This window comes from Pediococcus ethanolidurans, from assembly GCF_964062635.1.
GTDB lineage: Bacteria > Bacillota > Bacilli > Lactobacillales > Lactobacillaceae > Pediococcus > Pediococcus ethanolidurans.
The window spans coordinates 235168-261535 of sequence record NZ_OZ061250.1 but is presented as its reverse complement, the minus strand read 5'-3'; the positions used below and the strand labels follow the sequence as shown (position 1 = coordinate 261535).

Here is a 26368-nt window from a genome sequence, read left to right as displayed (position 1 = left end):
ATGGATGGAACAACGATCGAATCACAATTAACGCCTTTTTTATTTCCAAATGAACCGGATTGGTTCACAGATATTCGTCGTGAAGCACTGAAAAACAGGCGCATAACCAAAGATCCACGGTTTGCAAAGGTGAATTATATCAATTGGAATTTAGGCGAATTACCCGAAGTAAATCAAGTAGCTCAATTGGATCATGACGATCAAAGTACGAAAGATTACATTTTGTGTTCGTTATCAGTAGCTTTAACCAAATACGAAGACTTAGTAAAAAAGTATTTTATGCAGCAGGCTTTAACAAAATTATCTGATCGCCTAATTAGTTTTAGTACTGCATTTGTCAATTCTGGAAATTTTTTATACATTCCAGAAAATACAAAGTTAACCACACCAATTTTTATGAATCATATTGCTGATAGCGCTCAAAATGAAGAGATCAGTCATAATCTTATTGTGATTGGCGAAGGTGCTCAGGTAACAATCTGTTTGGAAAATGAACAGGCTCAAGCTAGCGGTAAAATTCATCGTATTTCGGAGATTATCCTAGCGCCGAATAGTCACCTGAATTTAATCAACGTGGATGCCTTTGCGGCCGATACAGATGTTTATGTCAATCGACAGGCATCAGTAGGTGAAAATGCTAAGTTGGATTGGTCAATTGGCTCATTTAGCGATGGTAATGTGGTGGCTGAAATGAATGCAGAACTAGTTGGTCGTCACGCGCAAGCAACCATTAATAATGGGGCAATTACGTCTGGAAAACAGACGCAGGGTATGAACACACGGGTGACTAATTTTGCACCACATTCAATTGGCAAAATTAGTCAACGAGGAGTGATCCTCGATCAATCGCGCCTAGTTTTTAATGGCATCGGCAAAATTATTCACGGTGCTCACGGAACGATTGCACAACAAGAAAATCGCGTGTTGATGTTATCGGATCAAGCAAGTGGTGATGCTAATCCAATTTTGTTGATTGACGAAAATGACGTCGTTGCTGGGCACGCGGCTAGTGTTGGACGCCTTGATAAAAAGCAGTTGTATTATTTAATGAGCCGGGGATTGCCTAAAGAGGCTGCTAAAAAATTAGTGGTTCGCGGATTTATTGGTACTTTTGCAAAAGAAATTACCGATCAACGTGTGCGAGAGAATTTTCAAAAAATATTAGAAAGAAAGTTGACTGATGGCGAATAAATTCGAAATGATAGTTAAAGACTTTCCGATTCTTTCCAGAAGAGTCAATAGTGAACCCTTGCTGTATTTAGATAATGCGGCCACTTCACAAACGCCGAATCAAGTTTTAGAGCGCATTTCCGATTTTTATCGAACTTCCAATGCCAACGTCCATCGCGGTGTTTACACTTTAGCAAACGAAGCAACCGAAACCTATGAACAGGTTCGTGAAAAAGTGGCGTCATTTATTCATGCACCAAATGCAAAATCAATTGTCTACACGCGTTCAACGACGGAAAGTCTTAATTTGATTGCCAGCAGTTTTGGTGATTTGGTCGTGAATCAAGATGATGAAATTCTAATCACTATTATGGAACATCATAGTAACTTAATCCCTTGGCAGCAACTTGCCAAAAGAACACATGCTAAGCTGCGGTATGTGATGCTGACTGATGATCAAACTTTAGATCTACAGGATTTTCGAAAGAAGTTAAATGAACATACCAAGATTGTAGCCGTTGCGCAAACGAGTAATGTCTTGGGTGTCACAAATCCGATTAAACTAATCGCCAAGTTAGCACATGAAAAACATGCTTATGCGGTGGTTGATGCTGCTCAATCAGTAGTACATCAGAAAATTGATGTGCAAGATTTAAATGTTGATTTTTTAGCCTTTTCTGGACATAAAATGTTGGGACCAACGGGAATTGGTGTTTTGTTTGGTAAACCAGAATTACTCAAAGTGATGCCGCCAATTCAATTTGGCGGTGAAATGATTGAAAATGTGACGCAAACGCAAGCTAAATGGCAACAAGCTCCGTGGAAGTTTGAAGCGGGGACACCCAATATCGGTGGGGTGATTGGACTAGGTGCCGCTATTGATTATTTGAAGGCTATTGGGATGCCTTGGATTGAAGCCACAGAGCGTGAATTAATTGAGCGGTTACTTCCTGAGTTGGAACAGGTTGCCGGATTGACGATCTATGGTCCGCAAAACGTGGTTCAACATAATGGCATTGTGGCGTTTAATCTAAAAAATCTCCATCCACATGATGTGGCGACTGGTTTAGACATGTTGGGTGTCGAAGTTCGGGCTGGTCACCATTGCGCACAACCCCTAATGACGACACTCGGCGTTGAGGCCACGGTGCGGGCTAGTCTGAGTTTTTATAACTCGCTGACTGATATGGATCGGTTTGTTTATGCGGTGAAAATGGTAAAGGAGTTCTTTGATCGTGAGTCTTAATAAACTGAATCAACTTTATCGAGCGGTTGTGCTGGATCATGCCAGTCATCCCCATCATAAAAATGACCTGGGGGATGCCACACAAAGTATTGAATTACATAACATTTCCTGTGGCGATGATATTCGTGTATTTGTCAAAATAACAACTAATAAGGTGGAAAAAATATCCTTCACTGGCAATGGTTGTACGATTTCTCAGGCTTCAGCTAGTATGATGACAGATGCCTTAACTGGCGTTCCCATTACAAAAGCGCTTGAAGAGTGTGATGCTTTTTTTAAACTAACGATGGGACAAACGGTGCCAACAACTACTCAAAATGATTTAGGGGATGCAGCTATTTTAGGAAGTTTGGCCGCGTTTCCGGCACGAATAAAGTGCGCAACTTTAGCATGGCATGCGGCTAAGACTGCACTGGGAGGAGAAGAAAATGAGTACAACAACTTCGAGTGATTATGAGTATGGATTTCATGATGATGTGACCCCGGTATTTTCTACTGGTAAAGGTTTAAACGAAGAGATTATTCGCCAAATTTCAGCAGAGAAAAATGAACCACAGTGGATGCTGGACTATCGATTGAACGCCTATAAAATTTATAAAAAATTACCGATGCCTAAATTTGGTCCTAGGTTAGATGACCTCGATTTGGAGAACATGCTTTATTATCAAAAGGCAACGGATAAAAAGTATCGTGATTGGAATGATGTGCCAACTACGATTAAAAAAACATTTGATCGTTTAGGGGTTCCCCAAGCCGAAAGACAATATTTGGCGGGATCCTCGGCGCAATATGAATCAGAAGCAGTTTATCATAATATGCGTGAAACGTTTGCAAAACAAGGAATCATTTTTACTGATACAGATACGGCACTGCAAAAATATCCAGAACTTTTCAGAAAATGGTTTGGTAAGCTGATTAAGCCTACGAATAATAAGTTTGCAGCCTTGAATGCGGCAGTTTGGTCGGGAGGCACTTTTCTTTACGTGCCCAAGGGTGTACAAACGCAAATTCCGGTTCAGGCATACTTTCGAATTAATGCCGCTAACTCTGGTCAGTTTGAACGTACTTTAATTATTGTGGATGAAGGTGGTCGAATTGATTATGTCGAAGGGTGTACGGCGCCGAAATACGATACTGATAGTTTGCATGCAGCGGTTGTTGAAGTAAATGTGTTGAAAGATGCGTATTGTCGATATACTACCATTCAAAATTGGTCAACAAATGTTTATAGTTTGGAAACTAAGCGGGCACAAGCATTAGAAAATGCCACGATGGAGTGGGTCGATGGCAATTTGGGTTCCAAAACGACGATGAAGTACCCATCTGTTTATTTAAATGGAAGAGGGGCGCGTGGCACGATGCTATCAATTGCGGTGGCGGGACATCATGTGGATCAAGATACGGGTGCTCAAATGATTCATAATGCTCCGGATACGTCATCATCAATTGTTTCTAAGTCGATTGCTAAAGATGGTGGCATTGTGGATTATCGGGGTAATGTTAAGTTTGCGCGGGATTCGGCGGGATCGTTTGCCCATGTTGAATGCGATACGATTATTATGGATGATGATTCTTCGAGTGATACGATTCCGTATAATGAAATTTTGAATAGTAATGTGTCAATGGAGCATGAGGCAAAGGTTTCAAAGATTTCAGAGGAACAGCTTTACTATTTGATGAGTAGGGGAATTTCGGAGCGTAAGGCGACGGAGATGATTGTGATGGGTTTTGTGGAACCATTTACGAAAAAGTTACCGATGGAATATGCGGTGGAATTGAATCGATTGATTAGTTTTGAGATGGAAGGCGCGATTGGTTAGGAGGGTGAGTTAGGAATGGCTGCAGAGGATAGTGATTTTAAGGAGAAGGGATTTCAGATTTTGTCGAAGGTGATTGATCCGGAAATTGGGGTCGATTTGGTGGGATTAGGTTTGATTTACGATGTGCAGGTAGATGAAAAGGGATTGTGTACGGTGACAATGACGTTGACGATGATGGGGTGTCCGTTGACGGATGTGTTGAATGATGCGATTACGGAGGCGTTGATGGCGGCAGATGAGGTGAAGAAGGTAAGGATAGATTTGGTGTGGGAGCCGATTTGGACGATTGATAGGATGAGTAGGGAGGCAAGGGTGAGGTTGGGAATGATGTAAAAAAAGAGTGCCCAAAAGGACGCTTAGCTTTCGAGCATTAGCCTAGATGTGCAAATGATTCGTTTTTGGAATCGTTTAGTTATCGTAGCTACTATTCCACGTTAAGGAAGATTATTAGCAAAATTCGCTAATAATCAATGATGTTCCATACGATGACCATTCTTGTGGCGGAAGTTCACACCGCAAGAACTGGCAAGCGGAGAAAGCTGTCCTTTTTGGCACGTTTCGGCTATAAAGATAGTAAAGTGATCTATTTTTATAAATTGTACGCGTTAACTATAAAGGTAGAAAAGTGATCTATATTTTATAATCCATACTTGTCAACTACGAAAATAGAAAAATGATCTATCGAAATAATTCAACGATCCACCCTAAAACCCACAACCCATTTCCAACATTTTACGAATGTAACGAAACATTAATATTAAGCTTTAAAAAGCCGGTACAAAAGGGACAAATTTAGTAGTATCCTTGAGAATGTACATAAACGAATGTGCAGCTGTTGTTTAGGGGGGAAGCAAAATCAGGCTGTGCTAATATAAGGATTGAAATCAATGAGAAATAATAAAAAACCAAGCATAAATAGAATCATTTTTAAGGCGTTTCCATGGGTCATGGGAATCCTCTTAATTCTATTGGTTTATATCAAAATAAATTCTGGAAGTGCGCAGTCCAATTCTAATGCGGCTAGCAATGGTAGCTCGGCGCAGTCAGAATCTACTCCACAAACTTCTCAAGTCGTTAAAAAACGACGAAAAATAAAATCTGAATTACAAAGCTATTTGAAAGAAGTTACTAAAGATGGCACAACTAGTGTTAGTTTTTATAATCTTGGAGCTTCAAAAAAAGATGCCAAGAAAATTAAGAATGCAGCAGTCTATAAAGAAGGTAGCTTAACAACCGAATCAAATGCGCACACACCGGAAGTGGCTGCCAGCACTTTTAAATTATTTATCAGTGCATTCCTGATGAATCAAAAGCTTAAAGGTCAATTTAGTTGGACAGCGACTAATACGAATGGATTTTATCAAATGATTGTGAATAGTGATAATACCTATGCGGATGCCAAACTCCAAAGTTATGGAATGTCAACGGTCAATCAGTTTGTTAAAGACCAAGGATGGTACAATCCGGTATTCCAAGAAACTAAAGTGGCAACCACCACAAGTCACAGTTTGATGCTCTTATTGGAAAAACTCATTCAAGCTCAGGGACCCTTTAAAAATAGTAGTGATCAACAAAAGATTCTTGGCTTAATGAGTAAACAAATTTATCGAACTGGGATTCCAGCTGGGGCTAGTTCAGCACAGAGTGGAACTAAAGTAGCTGATAAGGTTGGCTTTTTAAACGATACGAACAATGATGCCGGTATTGTCACATTACCCAATGGTGAACGTTACATTTTAGTTGTGATGACGCATGGTCATGACCAGAGCGGATTTAGTGGTTTTCCAAAGATCGCAAAAATCACTAAAAAGGTGCAGACGATTGTGTACGGGTCAGATGCAAACTAAACGTCAATAAAATAAGAGGATCTCGAAACTAGTTTAATTTCGAGATCCTCTTTTTGTAGGATAACTAAAGGTTGAAAGTATCAAAATCACGTCAATAACCGCTGTTAAACAACTTAGACTCAAAAAATAGTTTAACTGCCGTCCTATGGCTCACTTGGTCTAGAACGAGCTATGAACGTTTGATGTTAAATAATGCTCAGTAATATTGATGTCACAACTTTTATATCGATGTGTTGGTGGCAAAGATTAGACTTAGTCTGGAAGCAAATGGGCTCAGTAGTGACATTTATCTTAGCGGGTTTCGCTTAGATAAAGGCCGAGCTTGGAGACGTGGTTTGCGGCTTCAAGTCGTGCCCACTACGTTCCAGCCCAAATTTGCTGGAAGACGGCAATTTAATCTAATTTTATTACCATGAACACTTTTGTGGTTTCAACCTTTAGATAGAATGATTTTAAAAATCATTTTAAATTTAAATTAGTGAATTTTTCGACGTTACCAACTGATTTTCCATTAACGACATAAGCTTTAAGACGAACTTTATCGCCAGCCTGGGTTAACAACGCTTTTTGAAAATCATCACCATCGGCCGTATAAACGGTGTTCCTGCCGGATAGCGTAAAGAGTAAGACTTGATTACTGCCTTTAGTTGCCAGAACCGCCCGTGCAACCGTACCGGTAATTGTTTTAAGTTTTGTTCCTGCCGTATTGCCAGCACTAGCGCCACTATCAACCAAAGCCTGCCGGAAATTGTCCACAGCTTCATTAGCGTTATTTCCGGTGGCATGAACGGATTGATCAGCAGCATCAATATAATAGTAGCCTCGAAAGGCACTGGTACTATCCAAAATAGAAAGTACCCAGGTTGGTTTACCATTGATGTTATAAATGACGGGCATGGAAGACTTCCACTGTTGGGCCTTATAATTATTGTCCGCGTTGTTTCGAGCACCATCAGAATCCATGATGCCGTGAGTTTTGTAATAAACTAGTTGACCAGTGCGCGCATTAATCATGGAATAACCTAAGGCACTATCTGCATCCGAGCGAGGATTAGTAAAATCGGTAAAATACTGAACATTTCCTTGCCGATCAAACGTGGAAATGACTTCACTATTTGTAGGGACTTGAATACCAGTTTTACTGAGATGCATATTTAACCAACCACGCTGGTATTTTCCGTAAGCGGTGTTCATGTAGTCAGCGACGTCAGAAGTAATTCCTTCATCAATCCACTTCGGTAAAGTCTTCAAGGTGTACAGATTGGTTTTACCAGTGATCGCATTAACTGCAATAACATGCAATTTTGAGTAGTTTATGCGATGACTTAAAGCCATAGATTTATAGGTGGTTTCGATATAGTAAGGTGTGCCATTTTCGTCTACTTCTAATTGTGGTTCACTGTTGTCGGCAACTAACCATTGTGGATAATCTTGATAAATATGCCGTTGCGCATTGTTATTAAAATAACTTGCGTTGGTATACTTCATCGATTTACGCACGAATTTGGGTTCGGCACTCACGGAAGTGGCGTCAATAATGAAATAACCTGGCGTACGTTGTTTGGCTGACATATATTTAAAAAAGCCATCAAATTCAACGGGAGCAATGTAAACGGGTTTGCCATGATAATACTGAGCCTGAATATCACCTAAATGAAAATACTGTGAATTTGGGACGTCACTCATGTTCTTATTCATGCGGTTTTTAACGGTTTTGGGCGAAAGGGCTACAGGAGTGACACCCCGTTTAAAAGTGGGAGCTTCTTTACTAGAAATTTTTTTAGACTGGATACTTTTGGCAACTGGTTTTACAGAGAAAGCGGAATGAGCTTCTCCACCAGCCACGACGACTAATAAGATCACCAGTAAACCACCGGCTGCAAACGTGGTGCGCAAAAAACTGGAATTAGTGTTTACCCGACATAGCAGGTAAAGTGCTAGCAAGGTGGCAGCACCCCAGATTAAATTTGCGCCAAGTAGTGAAAGTGGATTACGAGAAGGCAACCAAGCATAAGTTTGAATGGCCTTTAAAATAAGTAGGATTACTAAAATCCAAAGGCCGTTAGTCACGACGGTACGGCGATCAGTGTGATCGGCAGTGACAATAAAACCGGTCCAGATAAGTAAAGGGGTTAAAAAACTGAGTAAAATTATATATACCATTGATACATACCTCCAAAGTTTGTTGATCAATAACGACACAACCTACGCTTAGGATCTCATATGTGAACGATTACGTCACTAGTTTTTAATAAACTTCTGAAATTAGAAGTTTGCTAATTGATGAATAGCTAGTATAATGAAGTTGTAAATAAAGCGCTTACATTATTAAAACTATTATACTACAAGCGAGGATGGAGGCTTACGATGATTAAATTTAAGTACAAACTCAGTTGGTTTATGTTAGTGAATATTTTTGTTGAGGTACTAACTGTGCTTTTTCTAGGGAAAAGTATGCAGACTCAGATTCCAACGTTAATTAACTTCTGGGGGCGACCGGTTTATTCCATTAATGTTGTGACCGGTGACCAAATTAATTCACTGATTGCGATTCTGGTTGTTTTCTTTCTAGCTCAAGTCTTAATTGGTCTGGTAAGTTTGCATCTGTGTCGTAAAATTGTGAATGATTTTGAGTTTCGAATTCCAGCTTTTTTAGATTTTTTAAATATTAAATTATTTAATTTATCCTTAGCTGATGGTGTGGTTATTTGGCTCGCAATTCAATCATGGACGTTTGTGTTAATTGCGTTTGAGTTGTTAAACGCTGCTTCACTTTTGGCAGTTGCTTCTAATTTTGCATTTATTCTATTTATTGTGGGAACTGTAGCAGTAAACGTGGGAATGCATCGTAAACTTAGTTAATTTTTGGTGAATAGAGTTTAAGTAAGATTTGGGCTATGTCAGTAGTCTGAATCTTTTTTTCAGCATTAAAAAAAGATTTCATACTACTGGTACACTTTTTGATTTTCATTTCCAATTGAGAAGGAGAATCAGCAGCATTAACAGAAATCCGATGATAAACATACTAACGGCCAATAAAATAATTCCTCCAAGTTTTTTCATAGTTACCTCTCTTTTCAATTCAGATCGTACAACTTTCATATTTAAACAGATTTGATTTAAAACTGATTAATTCTTAATTATAATCAATAGCTTTTAGTTTTAGAATGAAAATGGAAAATTTTGTTCTGATAACAATAGAAACCAGCTTAAAGTGAGCTAGGAGAATCAAGGGTAAATCTTTTTCCGTTCAAAACTTGTCTACAATACGCTATAACGCTAATGAAAGCGTAAGTGATGGTGCATACGTCACAAAGTAGCAAACATGTGTAAAAAAGTGATCTAAATATTGAATAATGAATAAATTGATTTTTCGATGAAGAGCTACTTTTTTGAAAAATAGTTAAAATTCGTTGCATAAAAAATAGTAAATCTGATCAGAACTTAAAAGTGATAATAATTTTTTTACTTTAGCTATTTTAAATTTGAATGGTTAATAATTGTTGATTTCTTATTTAAATTTAATTGTAACTAACTATTAATTTAAAACAAACAAAAAGCTAGAAACTGCGCTAATCCGGTAATAGTTTTTTTAAAAAATAGGTGAGTTATATAAAAAAGTAGAATTTTAAACCAAAAAATGATTGTAAAATCGCTTTCACTGACTTATATTTATAGTGTAGACTATATTTTTCATAAAATGGGTTAAATTCTAGTGAATTACTAGTTTTACCTAAGTTTATAACCATAGATTGGAAACAAATAAAAAGAACATATTAGTACTATTGAGAAAAGAAACAACTTACATAAATCAAAATGTTTCCAATGTTGATTTTTTACAAAAAGATCACTTATTTATGAAAATTTTATATTTCTAGCAAATTATAATTATTTTCAGATTTCTGATTTGTACTTGGTTATAAGGGAGGCCATATGATGAATAAAATTCAGCAAAAAAAGCATTTACAATTAATGAAAGATACTGGTAGATTAACAAGACATTATAAGATGTTTAAGACCAGTAAGGGTTGGTGTTTTGCTGCCATTTCTTTGCTGACTTTTAGTGTGGGCATAGCGCTTAGTCAACCGGGAGTACAGGCATCAGATACAACGCCAATTTCAATTTCTGAAAGTAGTCAAACAAGCAGCAATAGTAGTGCAAGTAGTGCATCATCTGCAGCGAGTTCAAGTACCACCGAGGGTTCAGGTGCGGCTTCAAGTGCCACAACGAAAGCAAACGCAACTACGAGTTCGGTTTCAAAAACGGATGAAAGTTCGAGTGCAACAACAAAGACGACTTCAAATTCGTCCACAAGTTCTGTTTCAAGTGCGGTCACAGACTCCAGTGCTTCTGAAAGCTCAAATTCGACCACAAGTTTGGAAACGACTAATTCAAGCTCTACTGCGAGTGTTTCTGAAAGTACAATTTCAAAAGCGGTAGCACAAACGGGTTCCAGTTCAACTTCAAGTTCTGCGGTTAGTTCAGTTTCGTCGGCAAGTACTAGTACAGGTTCAGATGCCACTTCAAATTCAGCTTCAAGTACTACTTCTGCTTCAAGTTATGCGACTAGTTCTTCCACAATTTTTAGCTCAACTGCAAGCGCTACCAGTCAATACGAAAATGGTGAAACTTTGGTTGATCCAACAGCGGATGAAATTGCTGCGGCTCAATCTGCGGGTAGTGCTGCTAATGATGCAACGGGTGAAAGCCAAACGTTTAGTGCGGTGTCAGCTGCAGCCGTCAGTGAGGCTGCTAGTTCAAGTGCAGTGGCTAGTTCTTCTGCGACTGACACGGTGGATTTCTGGACTCCCGGAAGTAACGTTGATACAAATACGAATACTGGAACATATGGTGATAGTGGTCTAGAAGATTATATCTACACAGATGATCCGTTTGCTTCCACTGTGGATGGAACTGTGGATACAGTTGCAAAAACTCTGGTGCTCGCTAAGGGTATGTATGGAACTGTTAAATGGTATATTTCGGAAGATGGCATACTGCATTTAGGAGCAGGAGCATCGATTACGTGGACAAGCTCGTTACCCTCTGGAACAAGTTCACCTTGGGCAACAATATCAAAGTAAATTTAGCAAAATTAGTATTGAAGGTACAATATCGTTATCAGGTGGAAAAACGGGTGGTGCTAATTATTTGTTTGCATCGTTAACGAATATAACATCTATAACCGGAGCGGGTAATTTAGATTTTACAGGAATAACTGATGTTAAGGGAATGTTTATGGGGGACACAGCTCTAATAAATATCGAGGGTTCAGGTACCTGGAATTTATCCAGTGTCAAGGCAGCTTCATCAGTGTTTTTAGGTGATTCGGCATTGAAAACGCTAGATGTCACTAATTGGGGAATGAGTCTTGCAGGTTCATTTGCTTCTATGTTTAACGGAGATTCAAGCCTGACTGAACTTAAAGGAATTGAAAACTGGAGTATGGTTTCGGCAACTAATCTGACTTATATGTTTATTGGAGTAAGCAGTTTGGAATCATTAAATTTGTCTGGCTGGAATACAAGTAACGTGACCAATATGGATACAATGTTTAGTGGTATGACAGCGTTGAAACAAATTACCTTTGGTGCAGAGTTTAAAACTGCTCAGGTAACAACAACTCAGGTTGGAACTGTTAATTTACCAAATACCACGAGTGCCGTTAAATGGGTAAATGTTGGGACAGGTTCTGTAACTGAACCACAAGCAAGTACTGCAATAAGCGCTTATGATGGTACAGCACCAGATACTTATGTATTGGATTCGCTTGTTACAGCAAAACTTAGTTCACCTTCCTTTACCTATGATGGTACAACATTAGCAAGCAAATCTTCGGAGTTGACTGCTACTGTCAAAATTGCTGGTGTTTCAGATGATTCGATTGTAGTAAACCTAAGTGTGAGTGACGGAGATGTTACATTTACCACAGATGGTACTGATGCAGGGACGTACGAGTACCAGTTGACTAACAGTGGTTTGACAAAGGTTCAAAACGCTATTAATGCAAAGTATACGAATTATAAATTGTTAACTGCAGATGTTGCAGTTGGAACTGTGACGATTAATCCAATTACCGATGCGACCGTCAGCATAGCTGGTACCGATGAGAAGACGTACGATGGTGCTGCCGGAACGATTAAGTTACCGAAGTACACGATTACCTTGAGCAACGGTGCTACGTATACCTTACAGGACGGCGATTTAGCCTTTAGTTCAGCGGATCCCACCAATGTGGGCACGTATGACGTTACCCTAAGTCAAACGGGGATTGACCATCTGAATGCGGCCGACAAGAATTACACGTACAGTGCTGATTCAATAAGCGGCACAGGAAAGTACACGATTAATCCAATTACTACAGATCCATCAGACAAATCCACATCCTTCAGTATTAGTGATGCAACGTCATATTACGGTGAAAATTCACCAACCTTTGTTGTGGCACCTGGATCCAATGTCAAAGATCCTGGTAATCTAACAAATGATGACTTTACGTTCATTGATAAGGCAACTGGTCAAGTAGTTGATGGGGTTCCAACCGATGTTGGTAGTTATGAAGTTATCTTAAACGATAGCGGTAAAGCAAAAGTTGCGGCGGCAAATCCTAATTACAACTTTAGTGATGGTAGTTTTGTCAGTGGTACGTATACGATCTATGACGTAATTACGCATAGTCAAGTGACTGTTACCCGGACAATTCATTACACCGGTGCTGGTTCACGAACTCCTAAAGATGTTGTTCAAACCTTGATTTACGATGTTGCCACAAGTAAAGCAACTGGAATATCAACCTATATACCACAAGGAAGCTATACTGCAGTTACAACACCAAAAATTGCTGGATTTACTGATAGTGGCAACGTTGAGGCACTTACACCCGCAACTTCAACCACTAAACCAAGCGATTCGACAGTGACAGTAACTTACACACCAGTCAATAAAATTGAGTATAGTGAAATCACTGTTACTCGAACAATTCACTATACGGGTGCTGGTAGTAAGACACCTCAAGATGTAATCGAAACAATTGTTTACAAGGTTGCAACTAACAAGACAACTGGTGAAGTTTCATATACGCCACAAGGAATTTACGAAGCAGTTAAAACACCAAATCTAACGGGTTACACCAATAGTGGCGATATTGCTGAACTCATTCCAAGTGCGACAATGACCCGACCAGAAAATTCAACGATTGTGGTTACCTATAAAGCTATTTCTGGCGGTAACGGATCAGGTAATGGACAGAATCCGACAACTCCTGGAAATGGAAATACTGGTAACAACGGTAGCAATTCTAATGGTTCTAACGGTACTAATGGTACTAGTGGTTCCAATGGCAATAATACTGTTAATGGTACTTCAGGTGAGAAGACAGCTAATGGCGTGAATGGTTCAAATGTTGTTAGTGATAAGTTAGCAGCAACTAAGAAACCAGAAACATCTAGTCAATCCAATCAACAGAAGTTGCCACAAACTGATGAGAATAATGATCAAGCCGAGGCAGTTATCGGAGTGTCATTATTGGGTATGCTATTAGCGTTGTTTGGAATCAAACGTCGTAAACATGACGAAGATTAAGACTAAGTAACACAACAAAAAAAGGTACAAATTTCATCATAGAAATTTGCACCTTTTTTGTTATGTCGTTTCAATTGACTTGTGACCTTAGTTTCAAGTTATACTAATGAAAAGGCATACAAAATTAGATATAATTTTATGAATATATTGGTATAACTGTATTTGGCACATGTGTGAGGTGAATTTACATGAAATTAAAGGGCTGGTTCTTAAAACTTGAAGCAGCAGTTCTATTGATTGCTGTTTTATTCATTTATTTTAAATACTATGAATATAGTTGGAGTTGGTTTTTAATTGGAATCTTGATTCCTGACGTGAGTGCGATCGGATTTCTCGTGAATGAACAAGTTGGTAATTTTGTTTATAATCTTGGTCATACACTTCTGCTGGCCGTTCCATTATTAGCAGTGGCACTAATGCAACAGTCTGACACTTTAGTGATGATCAGCCTGATTTGGTTGAGTCATATTTTTATGGATCGCATGTTTGGTGTCGATCTTCGGGGGTAACTCTGAGGATCGTTTTTTTATTTTGATAAATGAATCACTTAATGAAGTGTGCAATCACCAACATAATGACTGAATTGACTAATACTAAATGGTGACTATATACGATAGTTATTTTTTTCAATTTGTGGTTACTGTGAAACTAAACTTTTTTCTTTGTAGGAATCAAAGCAAATTTAGGCATTTAGTTAAGTAATTCCTTTTCTAAAGAGGCTACATCAGAATATGCTTTGAGTTTTTTTGAGTCATTAGTATTTTGCACCACTTCTGCAAGACTGGAATTTACACGGTTGTTAGCAATTTCAAATTTTACATTAAATTTATTATTGGTAACATCTGAAAGAATTAACCGCGTGAATTCAGAAATAGTAAGTCGGCTATTAAATGGTCGACTTTTCATTTGGCTTTTTATGACATTTGTCATGATGAATTCATGACGGATGGAACTACGCGACCCGCAACTTCCTTGATATGATTAATTCATGGAGGCGAAAAACATGGAAAACCTTATACAAGCGCAGCACTTAAAGTTTAGTTATGGACAGACCAAGGTGTTAAAAGATGTTAATTTTACAATTCATTCTGGTGAAATTGTTGGTCTGATTGGTGAAAATGGCGCGGGAAAAACGACCTTGATCAATATTTTGTTAGGACTTTATCCAGCAGCGGGGAAGTTAACTTTATTTGGCAAACAGGCAGGAAGCAAATTTGCCAAAGCACAGATTGGCTATATGCGTCAAAACGATATGATTATTCCAAACATTACAGTTCAAGAGTTGCTAAAAGAGGTGGCAATTCATTATTTGAACCCATTAAACGCAAGCAATTTGATGAGTCAGTTACAGTTGTCCCAAATTGCCCGTGAACGATTAACCAATTTGTCTGGTGGTCAGTTGCGTCAAGTTACCTTTGCCGTCGCTTTAGTAAGTCATCCAAATTTGTTGTTTTTAGATGAACCCACTGTGGGGATGGATGTTAATGTTCGGCAGAATTTTTGGCAACAAATTGAGTGACTAAAACAGCAAGGCAAGACCATCATTATCACCAGTCATTATTTGAATGAAATTCAAGATGTTGCTGACCGAATATTATTATTGAAATCTGGTAGCCTGATTTTTCAGGGCACGTTTAACGAACTGCAAAGAAAACATCAACATGTAGAAATTACTTTTCAAACAGATCAATCCTCAGAAATGTTTGCCAGTCTGCCCGGAGTAGTTACTAGTGTGATTGAGGACGGATTAATTCATCTTAAAAGTACAAATGGGGACGCTACCCTCTATGGGTTGACTGCAAACTTTGCTGGGCTTCATCAAATAACCGTAACCCATGAATCATTAGAGACAATTTTTATGCAATTAACCAAAAAGGAGGCCAAATGATGACTCATTTTATAAAACAGTTGAAGTTTGATGGTGAACGCCTGATTTTACGCAATTTTTATTTTCTATTTTTCTCTTTATTAATGCCAGCCGGATTTTATGTTTTATTTACACGTGTGATGATTGTAACAGGATCAAAAGCTTTTTATGTCACCTATATGGGGAGCATGGTGGTGTATAGTGGTCTAATTAGCGCCATTCTTAGTATGGCAACAATTCTGAAACGTGATCGTGATCAGGGTTTTGTCAACTTGCTTAAGGCAACTCCGAAAGGTCCAATGGTTTATTACCTTTCTGTTGGTGTATGGAGTTTGGTAATGAGTAGTTTAGCTATTGTGGTCATTGGCGGAATTGCGACAATTATGAATCATGTCCAGCTTTCATTAACACAGTGGTTTGGCTTAGTGGGTGTGGCGATGTTTGGACAATTTCCATTACTACTAATTGGAATAATGATGGCTAATATTCACCATAATGAAACCTTAAGTTTAGTCAGCAATGTTGTGACTTTTCCAATGGCGATTATCAGTGGTCTTTGGTGGCCAATTAATTTTCTCCCTGACTGGCTGCAACGTATTGGTAAACTAATGCCGACTTATTTTACAAATAATTTGATTGCAAAGGTTACTACGGGTGGTAAACTTGAAATAAATTTAATTGTGGGAATTTGTGCATGGAGTCTGGGGTTAGTCATGATATTAATCGTGACACCTAAAGTGGTGCATGAATGGGGTGTGGTGCGTGTTAAGTAAATTTCGATTAAACAGGATAACAAGAGAATGGACCATTTACATTTGGCTGATTTATTTGCCATATGCGCTATCAGACTATTTTCCAATCAAATCCGAAAGTGATGTTAGGTGGTTATTGCTGGCACTCTTATTTTTAATCACATATATCTTGGTGACCGAAGTACGTAAATGGCGCGTTGTGACCATGCCGCTGGAGATCTTGATAACTGGCATATTTTCTTTATTTGCTTTTAACAACTATTTAATTATTTTTCCAGGATGGCAGATTTCATCAATCTTAGCGAGTCGTCCAAAAAAGCAGTTTTACTGGTTTGCCTGTGCTTATTATTTGTTTTTGATTGGTGGTTTGATTCGTTTAAATAGTTATCATCCTGGAATTCTAGATTTTCATAATGTTGAAATTGTGGGATTGTTGTTTCCAATAGTGTCGCCGCTTTTTGCATATGCACTGACTAGTTCCATGATTCAACAACGACAACTACATCAAACTAATCGACGACTACAAACAATTGTACAAAGGGATGAACGAGAAAGAATTGCTCGGGACTTGCATGATACCTTAGGACAAAGTTTCTCGATGATCACGATTAAAACTGAGTTGGCCAAAAAGTTATTACAAAAAGCACCTGAAAGAGTTGGTTCTGAATTAGATGATATCGAAACGACCAGTCGACAAAATCTGCAGATGGTCAGAAAAATTGTGAATGACTTACATCAAAAATCCATTAGTGAAACATTGCTTGAGCAAAGTAAGAATTTAGCCGAAGTAGCTGTTTTAGTGACCACGACTGGTGAAGAGCAAGCCTTGAAATGGCCAACCCTTATTCAGGGGCGATTTTCAGCCGCCATGTCAGAAGCTTTAACGAACGTGATTCGACATGCCAAAGCACACTCAGTTCAAGTTACATTCACAAGTGACGCTCAACAATATCAGGTGACCATTCAGGATGATGGACGTGGTGGAAAGTTTAACCGAAGTGGTTCCAATGGCATTAGCGGAATGCAGGCTAGAATGTTGGAAGGCAAAGGTACGTTTGAGATAACGCAAAATCGTAATGGCACATTGGTTACGTTGACGCTACCAAAGGAGTAAGGCATGATTACAATTTATTTAGCGGAAGATCAGGGAATGTTAAACTCAGCGCTTTCACAGCTATTAGAACTAGAGGATGATCTCCACGTGGTTGGTAAGGCCACTGATGGCAAGACTGCCTGGCAAGAAATTCAAAACTTGGAGCCAGATGTGGCTATTTTAGATATTGAGATGCCCGGATTAACTGGTCTTGATGTGGCCGATCAGATGCATATGAACAAATTAAAAACTAGGGCGTTAATTCTGACAACTTTTGCTCAAAAAGCGTATTTTGAACGTTCTGTGAATGCGTATGTGGCCGGTTATTTATTGAAAGATAGTCCTAGTGATGATTTGATTACAGTTATTCGTCAAATCATGGCCGGAAAAACCATTTATGCACCTGAACTGGTAGTAAATATGATATCGGCGGATAGTAATCCCTTAACCAAGCGTGAATTGGCGGTACTGATAGAAGCTGATAAGGGCGGTTCTACCAAAGAAATTGCGGCAAGTTTGTTTCTTTCGGATGGGACTGTGCGTAATTATTTATCAGCTATTTTTAGCAAATTAGGGGTTCATCATCGTATTGAAGCGGTGAAGGTAGCTAAACAGAATAAATGGTTGAATTGAATTTAAGTAGTAAGTAACCGTGTATGGACAATCGTGATTATAGTAAGCAACTTTTGAATGGCCAACAAACTATTTTTGTGTTCAAAAATAAGCTAGCGACGAAAAAACGAAGATAAATGATCTGGTTATTAATTAAAAACGAAAGTTACATGAAGTAAAGAATTGAGATACTCTTTTTATAGTGGGTGCAGAAAAAGTCTGTAACGCTTATAAAAAGAGTATTTTTAATTAAAAAGTTGGGTTTCAGATTTTTATACAAAAAAATTAAATGAACTACATACAATTGATAATTTAGGTTCTATTTCGAAAACGCTTTATTTACCGTATAATGGGTATGGAAGTAGGGGTGTTTGTATGGAAACAATTTTAATTATTGAAGATAATAGTGAAATGCAACAATTATTAATAAAAGTACTTAGCAGTCACTATCACATTGTCAGTGCTTATTCAGGCACAGAAGGGCTTCTACTTTTCAAGCAAACTTCAGTTGATTTAGTTTTACTTGATCGAATGCTACCTGGAAAAAGTGGGGATGAAGTTTTGGTTGAATTGCGGCAGCATACAAAAATACCAATCATTATTTTGACGGCCTTGGACACGCATGCAGATGTGGCTAAATTGTTGCTAGCTGGTGCCAACGATTATATGATTAAACCGTTTGAAATTGAAGAACTTCAAGCCCGGATTAGTGTGCAGTTACGTTGGAGCTAGTATAAATTATGGACAGCTTTTGGTAGAATATCTTTATCAAGATTGGAGATATCCTATATGGCCACTAAATATGATATTGATTTTAAGAAGATGATTGTGTCTCTTTATCAAAATGGGGAAAAGGTAAAAGATCTTACTAGCGAATATGGTATTTCAGATAAAAACATTTATGCTTGGATTAAACGTTATTCTAAAGATAAGCAAACTGGCATCAGCCAGGATGAATATCTCAAACTGAAAAAAGCTTATCAAAAGATTCAAGAGGAAAATGAAATCTTAAAAAAAGTCTTGACCATATTCGCAAAAAATTAGCTTCAGACTCAATCATTACCGCAGCTCACCAGGCAGCTAAGAATCACAATATAAGTGATGTTTGTCACGCCCTTAAGATCCCACGTTCTACTTTTTATAAAAATTCTATTTGTCATGTATCGAATCAAGAAAAGCGCCGCAAACGCTTTAAAAAATTGATTAAAGAAATTTATTTTGCTTCTGGACGTCGTTACGGAGCACCTAAAATTGCTAAAAAGCTGCAACATTGTGGTGAAAAAGTTTCTGAAAAATTTATTGGCAATTTAATGCATGAATTAGGATTGTGCTCCATCATTCGAAAAAAGTATACTTGGCATCCAAAGAAACAAAAAATTGAAGAACGGGAAAATATTATTGATCGTGATTTTTCAACTAAATCAATTAATCAAAAATGGGCAACAGACATAACTTATATTCACACCTTGCATGATGGTTGGCTGTATCTCTCATCAATTCTTGATTTGCACACGAAAAAAATTATTTCATGGAATCTTAGTTTAAACATGACTAATGAACTAGTTCTAAAAACTCTTAACCGGGCAATTATTAAATATAAGCCAAGTAATCTGATTGTTCATACAGATCTAGGATCTCAATATACAAGTAACGAGTTTGAATCAAGGCTTAAAGAGCTTAAAATCAAACATTCTTTCAGCCATAAAGGCTGTCCATACGATAATGCAGGTATAGAATCATTTCATGCGACCTTAAAGAAAGAAGATGTTTACCCACAAAAAGACAAATACAAAGATTTTAAATCAGCTAGAATCCAGCTTTTCAAATATATTGAAGGCTTTTACAATAGTCGCAGAATTCATGGAGCCCTTAATTTTATTACACCAAATGAGGCAGAACGACGAGCTCTAAGTGGAAGTATTTAAGTTGTGTTTTTGTGTGGAAGCAATTTATTGCTTCCTGCCAAATTAACAATACCATTCGTTAATAAGTCAAGGCCGCTGGAAGCGCCTCGCAGAGGTTTGCCTTGAGATTATTAACGAATGGTGTTACTGAATTAAAAATATATCAAAAAAGAAATTCTATGAAAAAGTGTCCACGTTCTTGACAGAAATCCACGTGACCATGCACCTCAGCAGAAAAATACGGTCGTTAAATATAAAAAAATCACCTTATTACCAGACACTTTTTCGGTAACCAACGGAATGAAAACAGAACAATTAAAGAAAAAGGAGTTTGAAATTCTTAACGTATTAATAACCCCCCCAAACAAATTTTTACCAGGGAACAGTTATATCGCAAGGTATGGCAGGTAGAATATTACGATGATGATAATACAATGAACGTTCATTTGAGTAACTTAAGAAAAGTGTTGCTAAAACTAGATTCCGACAATGAATATATCGCGACCGTCTGGGGAATCGGGGTAAAACTAGCATGATTATTTTAGGAATTATCATTGGCATCCTTTTATTAATGTGTGTTTATTTAGTCTTTGTCTTGTTAGATGTGCGACGCGTGGTTCAACAATTAGATACGATTGTGAAAGATCCGACTAACAAAGAATTAAATTTACATTCCAAAAATCCTTTAGTGAGAAACCTGGCTTTAAAAATTAACCATCTTTTGAATAAACATCAACAAAGTGAACGCGAACTTTATCAGGTTAAGAATGAAGAAGACGTAGCCATTCATAATATTGCTCATGATTTACGCACGCCACTCACTGTAGCTAGCGGGTATACACAAGTATTATTAAAGCAACCAACGATTAATGGCGACAATCATGAAAGCTTGGTACGAATTGATCAAAATCTTAACAGTGTCGCGAAGCATCTGGATCTGTTATTAATGTACAATCGATTGAATGAACATGAATTAGCATTTAATTTTCAAAAAATAAATGTCACTAATTTGCTACAAGAAATGATCTTAGAAATGCATGAGGCCTATACAAACAAGAAAATCGAATTAAAATTAGAGCTTCAATCTAATTGTTGGTGGGTGGCTGATCGGGATGCATTACAACGAATTTTTCAAAACTTACTGGGAAATATTTTGGAACATGGTACTAAAATGGCAGAAATTAAACTAACGGGTGATGATCAACAACTAGAGTTGATTTTTAAAAATGCACTCGCGACACCAATTAAAAATCCTGAGCGACTAACCAATCGATTTTATACGGAGGATCTTGCACGCAAATCTGAAAATGCTGGGCTGGGACTGTATATTACGCAGCGACTAACTGAGCTTATGCACGGAACGGTCGCTATTCATGTGGAGAACATGTCGTTTACAATTATCTTACAATTTACCAAAAATAGTTTGTAAATAAGAAGTTCACGGAAGTTAAGAAGAGGGATAGCTTTGAAACGAAAAATTAACCGAACAAGTTTGTGTTGGTTACTTGTTAGAAGTCTAGTGATTGCACCGTTGATTGTTGGATCCGTCGGAGTTTTTGGCCTCGGCTGGTGGTGGGCAATGATTCCGGCCCTTTTGCTTAACGGATTAAACTGGTATCGCTATAACAAAAAGTATGAAGTTCAAATCAAGCTAGAAATAAAAGCTCTTTTGATTGCGTTAGGGTACTATTTAGGTGTTTTTAGCGTGATACTGTTTATGTTTAATTTTGATTACTTGAAAATTACCGATTTATATCCATTATTACTTGCGATGCCCTACAATTTAACGAGTTTGTTTGCCGGTGAATTAGCGTTATACAACAATTTCGCTTGGTTTTTCATTGGCACATTTTGGTCAGGAATTCTAGGAATTGGCTGTTACAAATTATCGTTGAAAGAATCTTTTAAACTACGCAAAAAGTACCCGATGGGGTTAATCGTTGTTTTAATAATTAGTTTAGTACCAGTTTACCAACGTGTGATTCGCAGCCAATACTACGTTAATACATACACGAGCAACTCTAGCGAATTAAACTTAAATCAATATCGACCTTTTCGGGAAAGCAAAAAGTTGGTTCATTTAAATAAAAAATCTAATTTTAAAATAACGCATCATTATCCACGTTTAGATGGCGCAACAGCGGCTTATCCGATATATTCGGCGATGGCACAGACGTTATATTCAGGTTTGAATGCCAAGCAGGCTGACAAGATTATTAAAGTTGGCACAACGCCCAAGGCTTTTAACAATTTGATCAATAAAAAAGCGGATGTTATTTTTATGGCTGCTCCATCCAGTGATCAGATTAAATTAGCAAATAGAAAACATGTGAAACTCAAATTAACGAAAATTGGGAGTGAAGCATTTGTTTTTCTTGTCAATCAAAAAAATCCTGTGACTAATCTTTCGGTCAAACAAGTACAGGCTATTTATCAAAGAAAAATAATTAGTTGGTGGAGTATTGGTGGAAGTCCCACATTAATTCAGGCGTTTCAACGTTCAAAAAATTCTGGTAGTCAAACAGCTATGGAGAACCTAGTTATGCAAGGCAAAAAGCTCGCAACACCCATGAAATATCAAGAGGAAGACGGAATGGGCGGTTTGATTGACGATGTTGCCGGCTACAATAATAATACAAATGCAATTGGTTATTCCTTTAGGTTTTATACCACACAGATGAAGCAAAATAGAAATGTTAAATTACTTAAAATAAACGGCTATGCACCAACCACCCAAAATATTCGTAATGGTAAATACCCGTTTATTGCAAATGTTTATGCAATCAGTCGTCGTGACCAGACAAAAAATAGTCAGCGCATAGTGAAATGGCTGACAAGTAAAGATGGACAAATGTTAATCAACAAAACAGGATATGTGGGACTGAAATAAAAATCTGTGGAACTTCACAGATTTTTTCGTTTGAAGATAAAGATTGAAAGTAATCCTAAAATAATAATGGTACTGCAGGCAACCGTTAAATACATAGTCAGTTCATGTGCAGACATTGAAGTGAAATATGCACCATCAATGGAACTTTGAAAATCAAAGTATTTAATCCAGTCGATTTTTGTGAAAATTGATCGAATAATTTGAATTAGAATTGGAAAAACAATAGTTGTAACTATTGCTGTGATGGTCGAAAAAGTAATAAAAATCACTAAAATTGATATAGAAAAAATGGCGATCATGAATAAAAATTGTAAAAGAATTGTTTGTGAAATTTTTACTCCAAATTTAATGGTTAACGTTCCAAAACCGTTTTTCAACCCAACTCCTAGATAAACAGCTGCATAATATAGTACAAACTGTAAAAAAACAATCACAATAAAGACAGCATACTTTGAAAAGAAATAGTTTGATCTTGTCATACCACTACTTAATAGATTTTTATAAGACTGTCGTGAAAATTCGAAACCGGTTGTCATAATGAAGAGCGGTAGAATTAAGTAAATCAGAAAGCTTACCATTATGGTCATTAATTTGACAGCCTTGACGGCGTTCCAAATTGTGTTGTCATCACGAAAAGTTTCTAATGCTTCTGTTTGAACTCCAATTGTGCCTAAAGTTTCTGTCAAAGCTGCAATTAACACTAATGCAATGAGAAAGAATTCTGTAATATAAAAACCTTTTGAATGTCTTAATCGGTAGGCATCACCACGAATCATATTCAACATTTTAATCATCTCCCATGATTATAAATTCTTGTGTTTAAAAATATAAAGCGTCAGTAATCCACAAATTACGATTGTGCCGCCAGCAGTTAAAAGATAACGCCCCCAGTCTAAAGTGGAAAATTGGGCAAAATAAGCTGTATCAAGAGTTCCTTGAAAGTCAAAGAATTTGAGCCAAGTGGCATGTACGAATATCATCCGTAATGTTGCCACGGCAAATTGCCAAACGATGGTTGTGATGACTGCCGTTGTGATTGAAAAGGTTAAAAACATTGTCAAGATGGCTACGGAAAAGATGCCTAAGGTTAATAACAATTGAAAAAGAACGGTTTGTCCTATTTTGAGAACAAAAGTCCCAGTTAAAGGCGAAAAATGATATTTAAAACCGGCCACGAAAAAAATTAAACCGTAGTACAAAATATATTGCCATAATACAATCGCTATAAAGACAGCATATTTGGATATGAAGTAATTAAGTCGTGTCATACCGCTACTTAATAAATTTCTGTATGACCCAGTTGAAAACTCAAAGCCAGTGGTCATGACAAAAAGAGGTAGTGTCAAGTAGACAAGAACGCTACACATACTGGTCATTAGTTTGACAGCTTGTGAACTTCCCCAACCATTAGTTGCCATTTGAAAGTTAAAAAAGGCTGACGATGAAGGTCGGGCAGACACGCTGGTTAGGGTACCAGTTAAAACGGTTGCCAAAATAAAGATGACCAAGATACTTTCCGTGAGGTAAAATCCGCGAGAGTGTTTAAATCTGTAAAAGTCGCCATTGATCATGTTAAACATGATGTTCATCTCCTGGTTCGTCCAGTAAGTTCTTAAAGTACTGTTCAAGATTCAAGCCTTCACGAGAAATATTGACGAGTTGGACATGATTGCTAACTAGATTGGTGACAATAGCATCGTTAGAAAGGTCAAGTTGGTAAATTTTGATTAAGTGATCGTTAATCACTTTGAAATTAGTGCAGTGCATCTGACGTAAAACTGTGGTAGCGGCATTAGTGTCCGTGACTTCTAATTTAATAAAACGACGACTTTGGGCTTCGAATTCTTGTTTGGTAATTTCTTTAACAATCATGCCATTATTTAAGATGCCAAACCGTGTGGCCAATTGATAAAGTTCTTCAAGAATGTGGCTGGAGATAAGAATCGTCATTTGTTGAGTTTGATTGAGTTTCAAAAGTAATTCTCTAAATTCTACAATGGCAATGGGATCCAGGCCATTTATGGGTTCATCTAAAATCAAAAAATCTGGTTTATTCAAAAGGGCAATTGCCAATCCCATTTTTTGTTTCATACCTAGTGAAAAATCCTTGAATTTTTTCTTTCCCGTGTTCACTAAACCGACAAATTTGAGTGTCTCGTCCACCGCGTTGGGATCGACAACTCCGTGAATCTTGCTATAGTAAATTAAATTCTGCCGGGCACTGAGCTGATCAATGGCCACCGGGGATTCAATAATACTTCCTGTTCGGCTCAATTGATGAATGTAGGCGGTTCCTCCAGTCACGCCAAACAGAGTGATCTGACCAGATGTCGGTTGAATGAGTTTCAGAATGGTTTTTAAAATGGTGGTTTTCCCAGCACCATTACGCCCAATCAGACCATAAATATCACCACGATGAATAGTAATATTTATATCTTTTAAAACAGATTGATGACCAAATTTCTTGGACACTTGATCTAGTTTAAGAATGTCTTCCATGTTATTTACCTCCCTTTGATTTCTTACTTTCAGTATGATGTGTAGTTCTTAACAGGAAGTTAATTCAATTATTAATTGTTTCTTAAATACCATTCTGTCGATGTTGTTAAATGCAACTTTCAAACAATTAGGCGTGAAAAAAGTGTCACTGGTATAATTTAGGTAATATTAAGAAAATTTCGATGATAAACGGACGGCTTGGCTACATAATTTAAGGGTCGAACAAATTAATTGATTATAGGAGTTAAAAGATGATTATTCATGGAAAAAATCAACCACTTAACAAACAGATAGCAATTTTGCAAACCATTTTAAAAACGGATTCTGATTTATAGCAATTAATTGCCACAGTTTCCGCGATGTGGATATTGTTTATTTTGACAATGATTTAGGTGAAGAAAAAGAAAACAGAGTTCGTAATCGAATCGCTACAACACTATCAACTAATAGGTATGATGTAGACGTCAAGAATGAAGCTCGTGTTCAGCTGTGGTATCAAGCACATTTTGGGATGTCAATTGAACCGTACAGTAGCACAGAAGATGCCATTAGTTCATGGCCATCAAATGCAACAGCAGTGGGTGTATATTTGGATGAAAAGCAAACACTGCAAGTATTTGCACCTTATGGTATGAACGACATTTATAAAGGGATTATGCGACCAAATAAACAAATGATCACCAAAGCTATGTATGACAAAAAGGCGATTAAGTGGTCCAAAAAATGGCCGGAGCTTGTTGTGAAGGAATGGTAACCGTGCGATTTGATTAATTGATGACAGGTGCCATGTTTCGAGAAAAGTATTATTATAGGACTTCTCTTTTGAAGTATCTGTAGCTAATAAATCCCACAACTGAATTCGATTGTGGATTTCAATTAATTTCAAGAAAAAAGTAAATATATTTTTTGCAACTAAAAAATATAAATAGGTGAGTTTTTGAAATGCTTATTAGATAATTTTTAGATAATTAGTGTCAAAATAAGGACGATTTTGTACTTTATTAGGTTACATTTTTTGATTCGTTTTTAGATATTTATAATACCTTTTATCTAATTAATAATATAGTTATGCGTAGTAATTTTAGT

General features: G+C 37.4%; 25 protein-coding genes and 1 pseudogene. 21 read left to right on the top strand and 5 right to left on the bottom strand.

The window, feature by feature from the left end; all coding sequences use genetic code 11:
* From sufD to AB3219_RS01240, 6 genes are all read left to right on the top strand, one after another.
* On the top strand, positions 1-1191 hold the full coding sequence (gene sufD, locus AB3219_RS01265) for a Fe-S cluster assembly protein SufD (RefSeq protein ID WP_260365515.1): 1191 nt from the start codon (positions 1-3) through the stop codon (positions 1189-1191).
* Positions 1192-1198: 7 nt separating this feature from the next.
* The gene (locus AB3219_RS01260) at positions 1199-2416 is read left to right on the top strand and encodes a cysteine desulfurase (RefSeq protein WP_367369248.1); all 1218 of its coding nucleotides are present in this window, start codon (positions 1199-1201) and stop codon (positions 2414-2416) included.
* Positions 2406-2867: a Fe-S cluster assembly sulfur transfer protein SufU gene (gene sufU, locus AB3219_RS01255; RefSeq protein ID WP_216753799.1), complete on the top strand. Its 462-nt coding sequence runs from the start codon at positions 2406-2408 to the stop codon at positions 2865-2867. The genes AB3219_RS01260 and sufU overlap by 11 nt, the downstream gene beginning before the upstream one ends.
* Positions 2845-4236: a Fe-S cluster assembly protein SufB gene (sufB, locus tag AB3219_RS01250; RefSeq protein ID WP_260365517.1), complete on the top strand. Its 1392-nt coding sequence runs from the start codon at positions 2845-2847 to the stop codon at positions 4234-4236. Before sufU ends, sufB begins: the two co-directional genes overlap by 23 nt.
* 15 nt (positions 4237-4251) lie before the next feature.
* Positions 4252-4569: a metal-sulfur cluster assembly factor gene (locus AB3219_RS01245; RefSeq protein ID WP_057806579.1), complete on the top strand. Its 318-nt coding sequence runs from the start codon at positions 4252-4254 to the stop codon at positions 4567-4569.
* Positions 4570-5123: 554 nt separating this feature from the next.
* Positions 5124-6083, top strand: a complete 960-nt coding sequence (locus tag AB3219_RS01240; RefSeq protein ID WP_253953602.1) for a serine hydrolase — start codon at positions 5124-5126, stop codon at positions 6081-6083.
* A 459-nt stretch (positions 6084-6542) separates the two neighbouring features.
* On the opposite strand, the gene AB3219_RS01235 is transcribed toward AB3219_RS01240, so the two are convergent.
* Positions 6543-8246, bottom strand: a complete 1704-nt coding sequence (locus AB3219_RS01235; RefSeq protein ID WP_260365518.1) for a hypothetical protein — start codon at positions 8244-8246, stop codon at positions 6543-6545.
* 204 nt (positions 8247-8450) lie between these two features.
* On the opposite strand from AB3219_RS01235, the gene AB3219_RS01230 reads away from it, so the two are divergent.
* The 4 genes from AB3219_RS01230 to AB3219_RS01215 all read left to right on the top strand — a co-directional run bounded on the left by AB3219_RS01230 (position 8451) and on the right by AB3219_RS01215 (position 14174).
* The gene (locus tag AB3219_RS01230; protein WP_260365519.1) at positions 8451-8945 is read left to right on the top strand and encodes a hypothetical protein; all 495 of its coding nucleotides are present in this window, start codon (positions 8451-8453) and stop codon (positions 8943-8945) included.
* Between the two features lie 1074 nt (positions 8946-10019).
* Positions 10020-11168: a KxYKxGKxW signal peptide domain-containing protein gene (locus AB3219_RS01225; RefSeq protein ID WP_260365520.1), complete on the top strand. Its 1149-nt coding sequence runs from the start codon at positions 10020-10022 to the stop codon at positions 11166-11168.
* Positions 11169-11235: 67 nt separating this feature from the next.
* A complete protein-coding gene (locus AB3219_RS01220) occupies positions 11236-13665 on the top strand; it encodes an MBG domain-containing protein (RefSeq protein ID WP_260365521.1) in 2430 nt (809 codons plus the stop codon).
* 188 nt (positions 13666-13853) lie between these two features.
* Positions 13854-14174 (top strand): DUF4260 domain-containing protein, encoded by a 321-nt coding sequence (locus AB3219_RS01215; protein ID WP_260365522.1) that lies wholly within the window; start codon positions 13854-13856, stop codon positions 14172-14174.
* A gap of 181 nt (positions 14175-14355) precedes the next feature.
* Here the strand turns inward: AB3219_RS01215 and AB3219_RS01210 are convergent, their stop codons facing one another.
* Complete coding sequence (locus tag AB3219_RS01210) at positions 14356-14571, bottom strand: hypothetical protein (protein WP_367369247.1); 216 nt, start codon at positions 14569-14571, stop codon at positions 14356-14358.
* 97 nt (positions 14572-14668) lie between these two features.
* On the opposite strand from AB3219_RS01210, the pseudogene AB3219_RS01205 reads away from it, so the two are divergent.
* The 10 genes and pseudogenes from AB3219_RS01205 (at position 14669) to AB3219_RS01160 (ending at position 22783) form a co-directional block, all read left to right on the top strand.
* Positions 14669-15553, top strand: a pseudogene (locus AB3219_RS01205) (ABC transporter ATP-binding protein).
* Positions 15553-16305, top strand: coding sequence for an ABC transporter permease (locus tag AB3219_RS01200; protein ID WP_260365523.1), 753 nt, complete (start codon positions 15553-15555; stop codon positions 16303-16305). The pseudogene AB3219_RS01205 and the gene AB3219_RS01200 overlap by 1 nt, the downstream one beginning before the upstream one ends.
* The gene (locus AB3219_RS01195; protein WP_260365524.1) at positions 16295-17398 is read left to right on the top strand and encodes a sensor histidine kinase; all 1104 of its coding nucleotides are present in this window, start codon (positions 16295-16297) and stop codon (positions 17396-17398) included. Before AB3219_RS01200 ends, AB3219_RS01195 begins: the two co-directional genes overlap by 11 nt.
* A 3-nt stretch (positions 17399-17401) precedes the next feature.
* Positions 17402-18010, top strand: a complete 609-nt coding sequence (locus AB3219_RS01190; RefSeq protein WP_260365525.1) for a response regulator — start codon at positions 17402-17404, stop codon at positions 18008-18010.
* A 354-nt stretch (positions 18011-18364) separates the two neighbouring features.
* Positions 18365-18721, top strand: coding sequence for a response regulator transcription factor (locus AB3219_RS01185; protein ID WP_367369246.1), 357 nt, complete (start codon positions 18365-18367; stop codon positions 18719-18721).
* 57 nt (positions 18722-18778) lie between these two features.
* A complete protein-coding gene (locus AB3219_RS01180) occupies positions 18779-19033 on the top strand; it encodes a transposase (protein ID WP_216754758.1) in 255 nt (84 codons plus the stop codon).
* Positions 19018-19914: an IS3 family transposase gene (locus tag AB3219_RS01175; RefSeq protein WP_311735503.1), complete on the top strand. Its 897-nt coding sequence runs from the start codon at positions 19018-19020 to the stop codon at positions 19912-19914. The genes AB3219_RS01180 and AB3219_RS01175 overlap by 16 nt, the downstream gene beginning before the upstream one ends.
* Positions 19915-20240: 326 nt before the next feature.
* On the top strand, positions 20241-20429 hold the full coding sequence (locus tag AB3219_RS01170; RefSeq protein ID WP_336605427.1) for a helix-turn-helix domain-containing protein: 189 nt from the start codon (positions 20241-20243) through the stop codon (positions 20427-20429).
* Positions 20426-21322: a sensor histidine kinase KdpD gene (locus AB3219_RS01165; RefSeq protein WP_260365526.1), complete on the top strand. Its 897-nt coding sequence runs from the start codon at positions 20426-20428 to the stop codon at positions 21320-21322. The genes AB3219_RS01170 and AB3219_RS01165 overlap by 4 nt, the downstream gene beginning before the upstream one ends.
* A 36-nt stretch (positions 21323-21358) precedes the next feature.
* Positions 21359-22783 carry a PstS family phosphate ABC transporter substrate-binding protein gene (locus tag AB3219_RS01160; protein WP_236698994.1) on the top strand — a complete coding sequence of 475 codons (1425 nt, stop codon included), beginning with the start codon at positions 21359-21361 and terminating at the stop codon, positions 22781-22783.
* Between the two features lie 14 nt (positions 22784-22797).
* Here AB3219_RS01160 and AB3219_RS01155 read toward each other — a convergent pair whose 3' ends face one another.
* The 3 genes from AB3219_RS01155 to AB3219_RS01145 are packed head-to-tail and all read right to left on the bottom strand — an operon-like array spanning position 22798 to position 25282.
* On the bottom strand, positions 22798-23568 hold the full coding sequence (locus AB3219_RS01155; protein WP_260365527.1) for an ABC transporter permease: 771 nt from the start codon (positions 23566-23568) through the stop codon (positions 22798-22800).
* 18 nt (positions 23569-23586) lie between these two features.
* A complete protein-coding gene (locus tag AB3219_RS01150; protein ID WP_260365528.1) occupies positions 23587-24363 on the bottom strand; it encodes a hypothetical protein in 777 nt (258 codons plus the stop codon).
* Entirely contained in the window at positions 24356-25282 is a 927-nt protein-coding gene (locus tag AB3219_RS01145; protein WP_260365529.1) for an ATP-binding cassette domain-containing protein, read from the bottom strand. Before AB3219_RS01145 ends, AB3219_RS01150 begins: the two co-directional genes overlap by 8 nt.
* A gap of 361 nt (positions 25283-25643) precedes the next feature.
* Here AB3219_RS01145 and AB3219_RS01140 point away from each other — a divergent pair, with 361 nt between their 5' ends.
* A complete protein-coding gene (locus AB3219_RS01140; RefSeq protein WP_260365530.1) occupies positions 25644-26036 on the top strand; it encodes a nucleotidyltransferase family protein in 393 nt (130 codons plus the stop codon).
* Positions 26037-26368 lie beyond the last annotated feature (332 nt).

Excerpts from the sequence above, each read along its gene's own strand:
- AB3219_RS01210 (WP_367369247.1), bottom strand. The coding sequence starts at position 14,571 with ATGAAAAGTCGACCATTTAATAGCCGACTTACTATTTCTGAATTCACG.
- AB3219_RS01150 (WP_260365528.1), bottom strand. The coding sequence starts at position 24,363 with ATGTTTAACATGATCAATGGCGACTTTTACAGATTTAAACACTCTCGC.
- AB3219_RS01245 (WP_057806579.1), top strand. The coding sequence starts at position 4,252 with ATGGCTGCAGAGGATAGTGATTTTAAGGAGAAGGGATTTCAGATTTTG.
- AB3219_RS01215 (WP_260365522.1), top strand. The coding sequence starts at position 13,854 with ATGAAATTAAAGGGCTGGTTCTTAAAACTTGAAGCAGCAGTTCTATTG.
- AB3219_RS01225 (WP_260365520.1), top strand. The coding sequence starts at position 10,020 with ATGAATAAAATTCAGCAAAAAAAGCATTTACAATTAATGAAAGATACT.
- AB3219_RS01230 (WP_260365519.1), top strand. The coding sequence starts at position 8,451 with ATGATTAAATTTAAGTACAAACTCAGTTGGTTTATGTTAGTGAATATT.
- AB3219_RS01155 (WP_260365527.1), bottom strand. The coding sequence starts at position 23,568 with ATGTTGAATATGATTCGTGGTGATGCCTACCGATTAAGACATTCAAAA.
- AB3219_RS01165 (WP_260365526.1), top strand. The coding sequence starts at position 20,426 with ATGATTATTTTAGGAATTATCATTGGCATCCTTTTATTAATGTGTGTT.
- AB3219_RS01180 (WP_216754758.1), top strand. The coding sequence starts at position 18,779 with ATGGCCACTAAATATGATATTGATTTTAAGAAGATGATTGTGTCTCTT.
- AB3219_RS01190 (WP_260365525.1), top strand. The coding sequence starts at position 17,402 with ATGATTACAATTTATTTAGCGGAAGATCAGGGAATGTTAAACTCAGCG.
- sufD (WP_260365515.1), top strand. The coding sequence starts at position 1 with ATGGATGGAACAACGATCGAATCACAATTAACGCCTTTTTTATTTCCA.
- AB3219_RS01185 (WP_367369246.1), top strand. The coding sequence starts at position 18,365 with ATGGAAACAATTTTAATTATTGAAGATAATAGTGAAATGCAACAATTA.
- AB3219_RS01145 (WP_260365529.1), bottom strand. The coding sequence starts at position 25,282 with ATGGAAGACATTCTTAAACTAGATCAAGTGTCCAAGAAATTTGGTCAT.
- sufB (WP_260365517.1), top strand. The coding sequence starts at position 2,845 with ATGAGTACAACAACTTCGAGTGATTATGAGTATGGATTTCATGATGAT.
- AB3219_RS01240 (WP_253953602.1), top strand. The coding sequence starts at position 5,124 with ATGAGAAATAATAAAAAACCAAGCATAAATAGAATCATTTTTAAGGCG.
- AB3219_RS01260 (WP_367369248.1), top strand. The coding sequence starts at position 1,199 with ATGATAGTTAAAGACTTTCCGATTCTTTCCAGAAGAGTCAATAGTGAA.
- AB3219_RS01200 (WP_260365523.1), top strand. The coding sequence starts at position 15,553 with ATGACTCATTTTATAAAACAGTTGAAGTTTGATGGTGAACGCCTGATT.
- AB3219_RS01235 (WP_260365518.1), bottom strand. The coding sequence starts at position 8,246 with ATGGTATATATAATTTTACTCAGTTTTTTAACCCCTTTACTTATCTGG.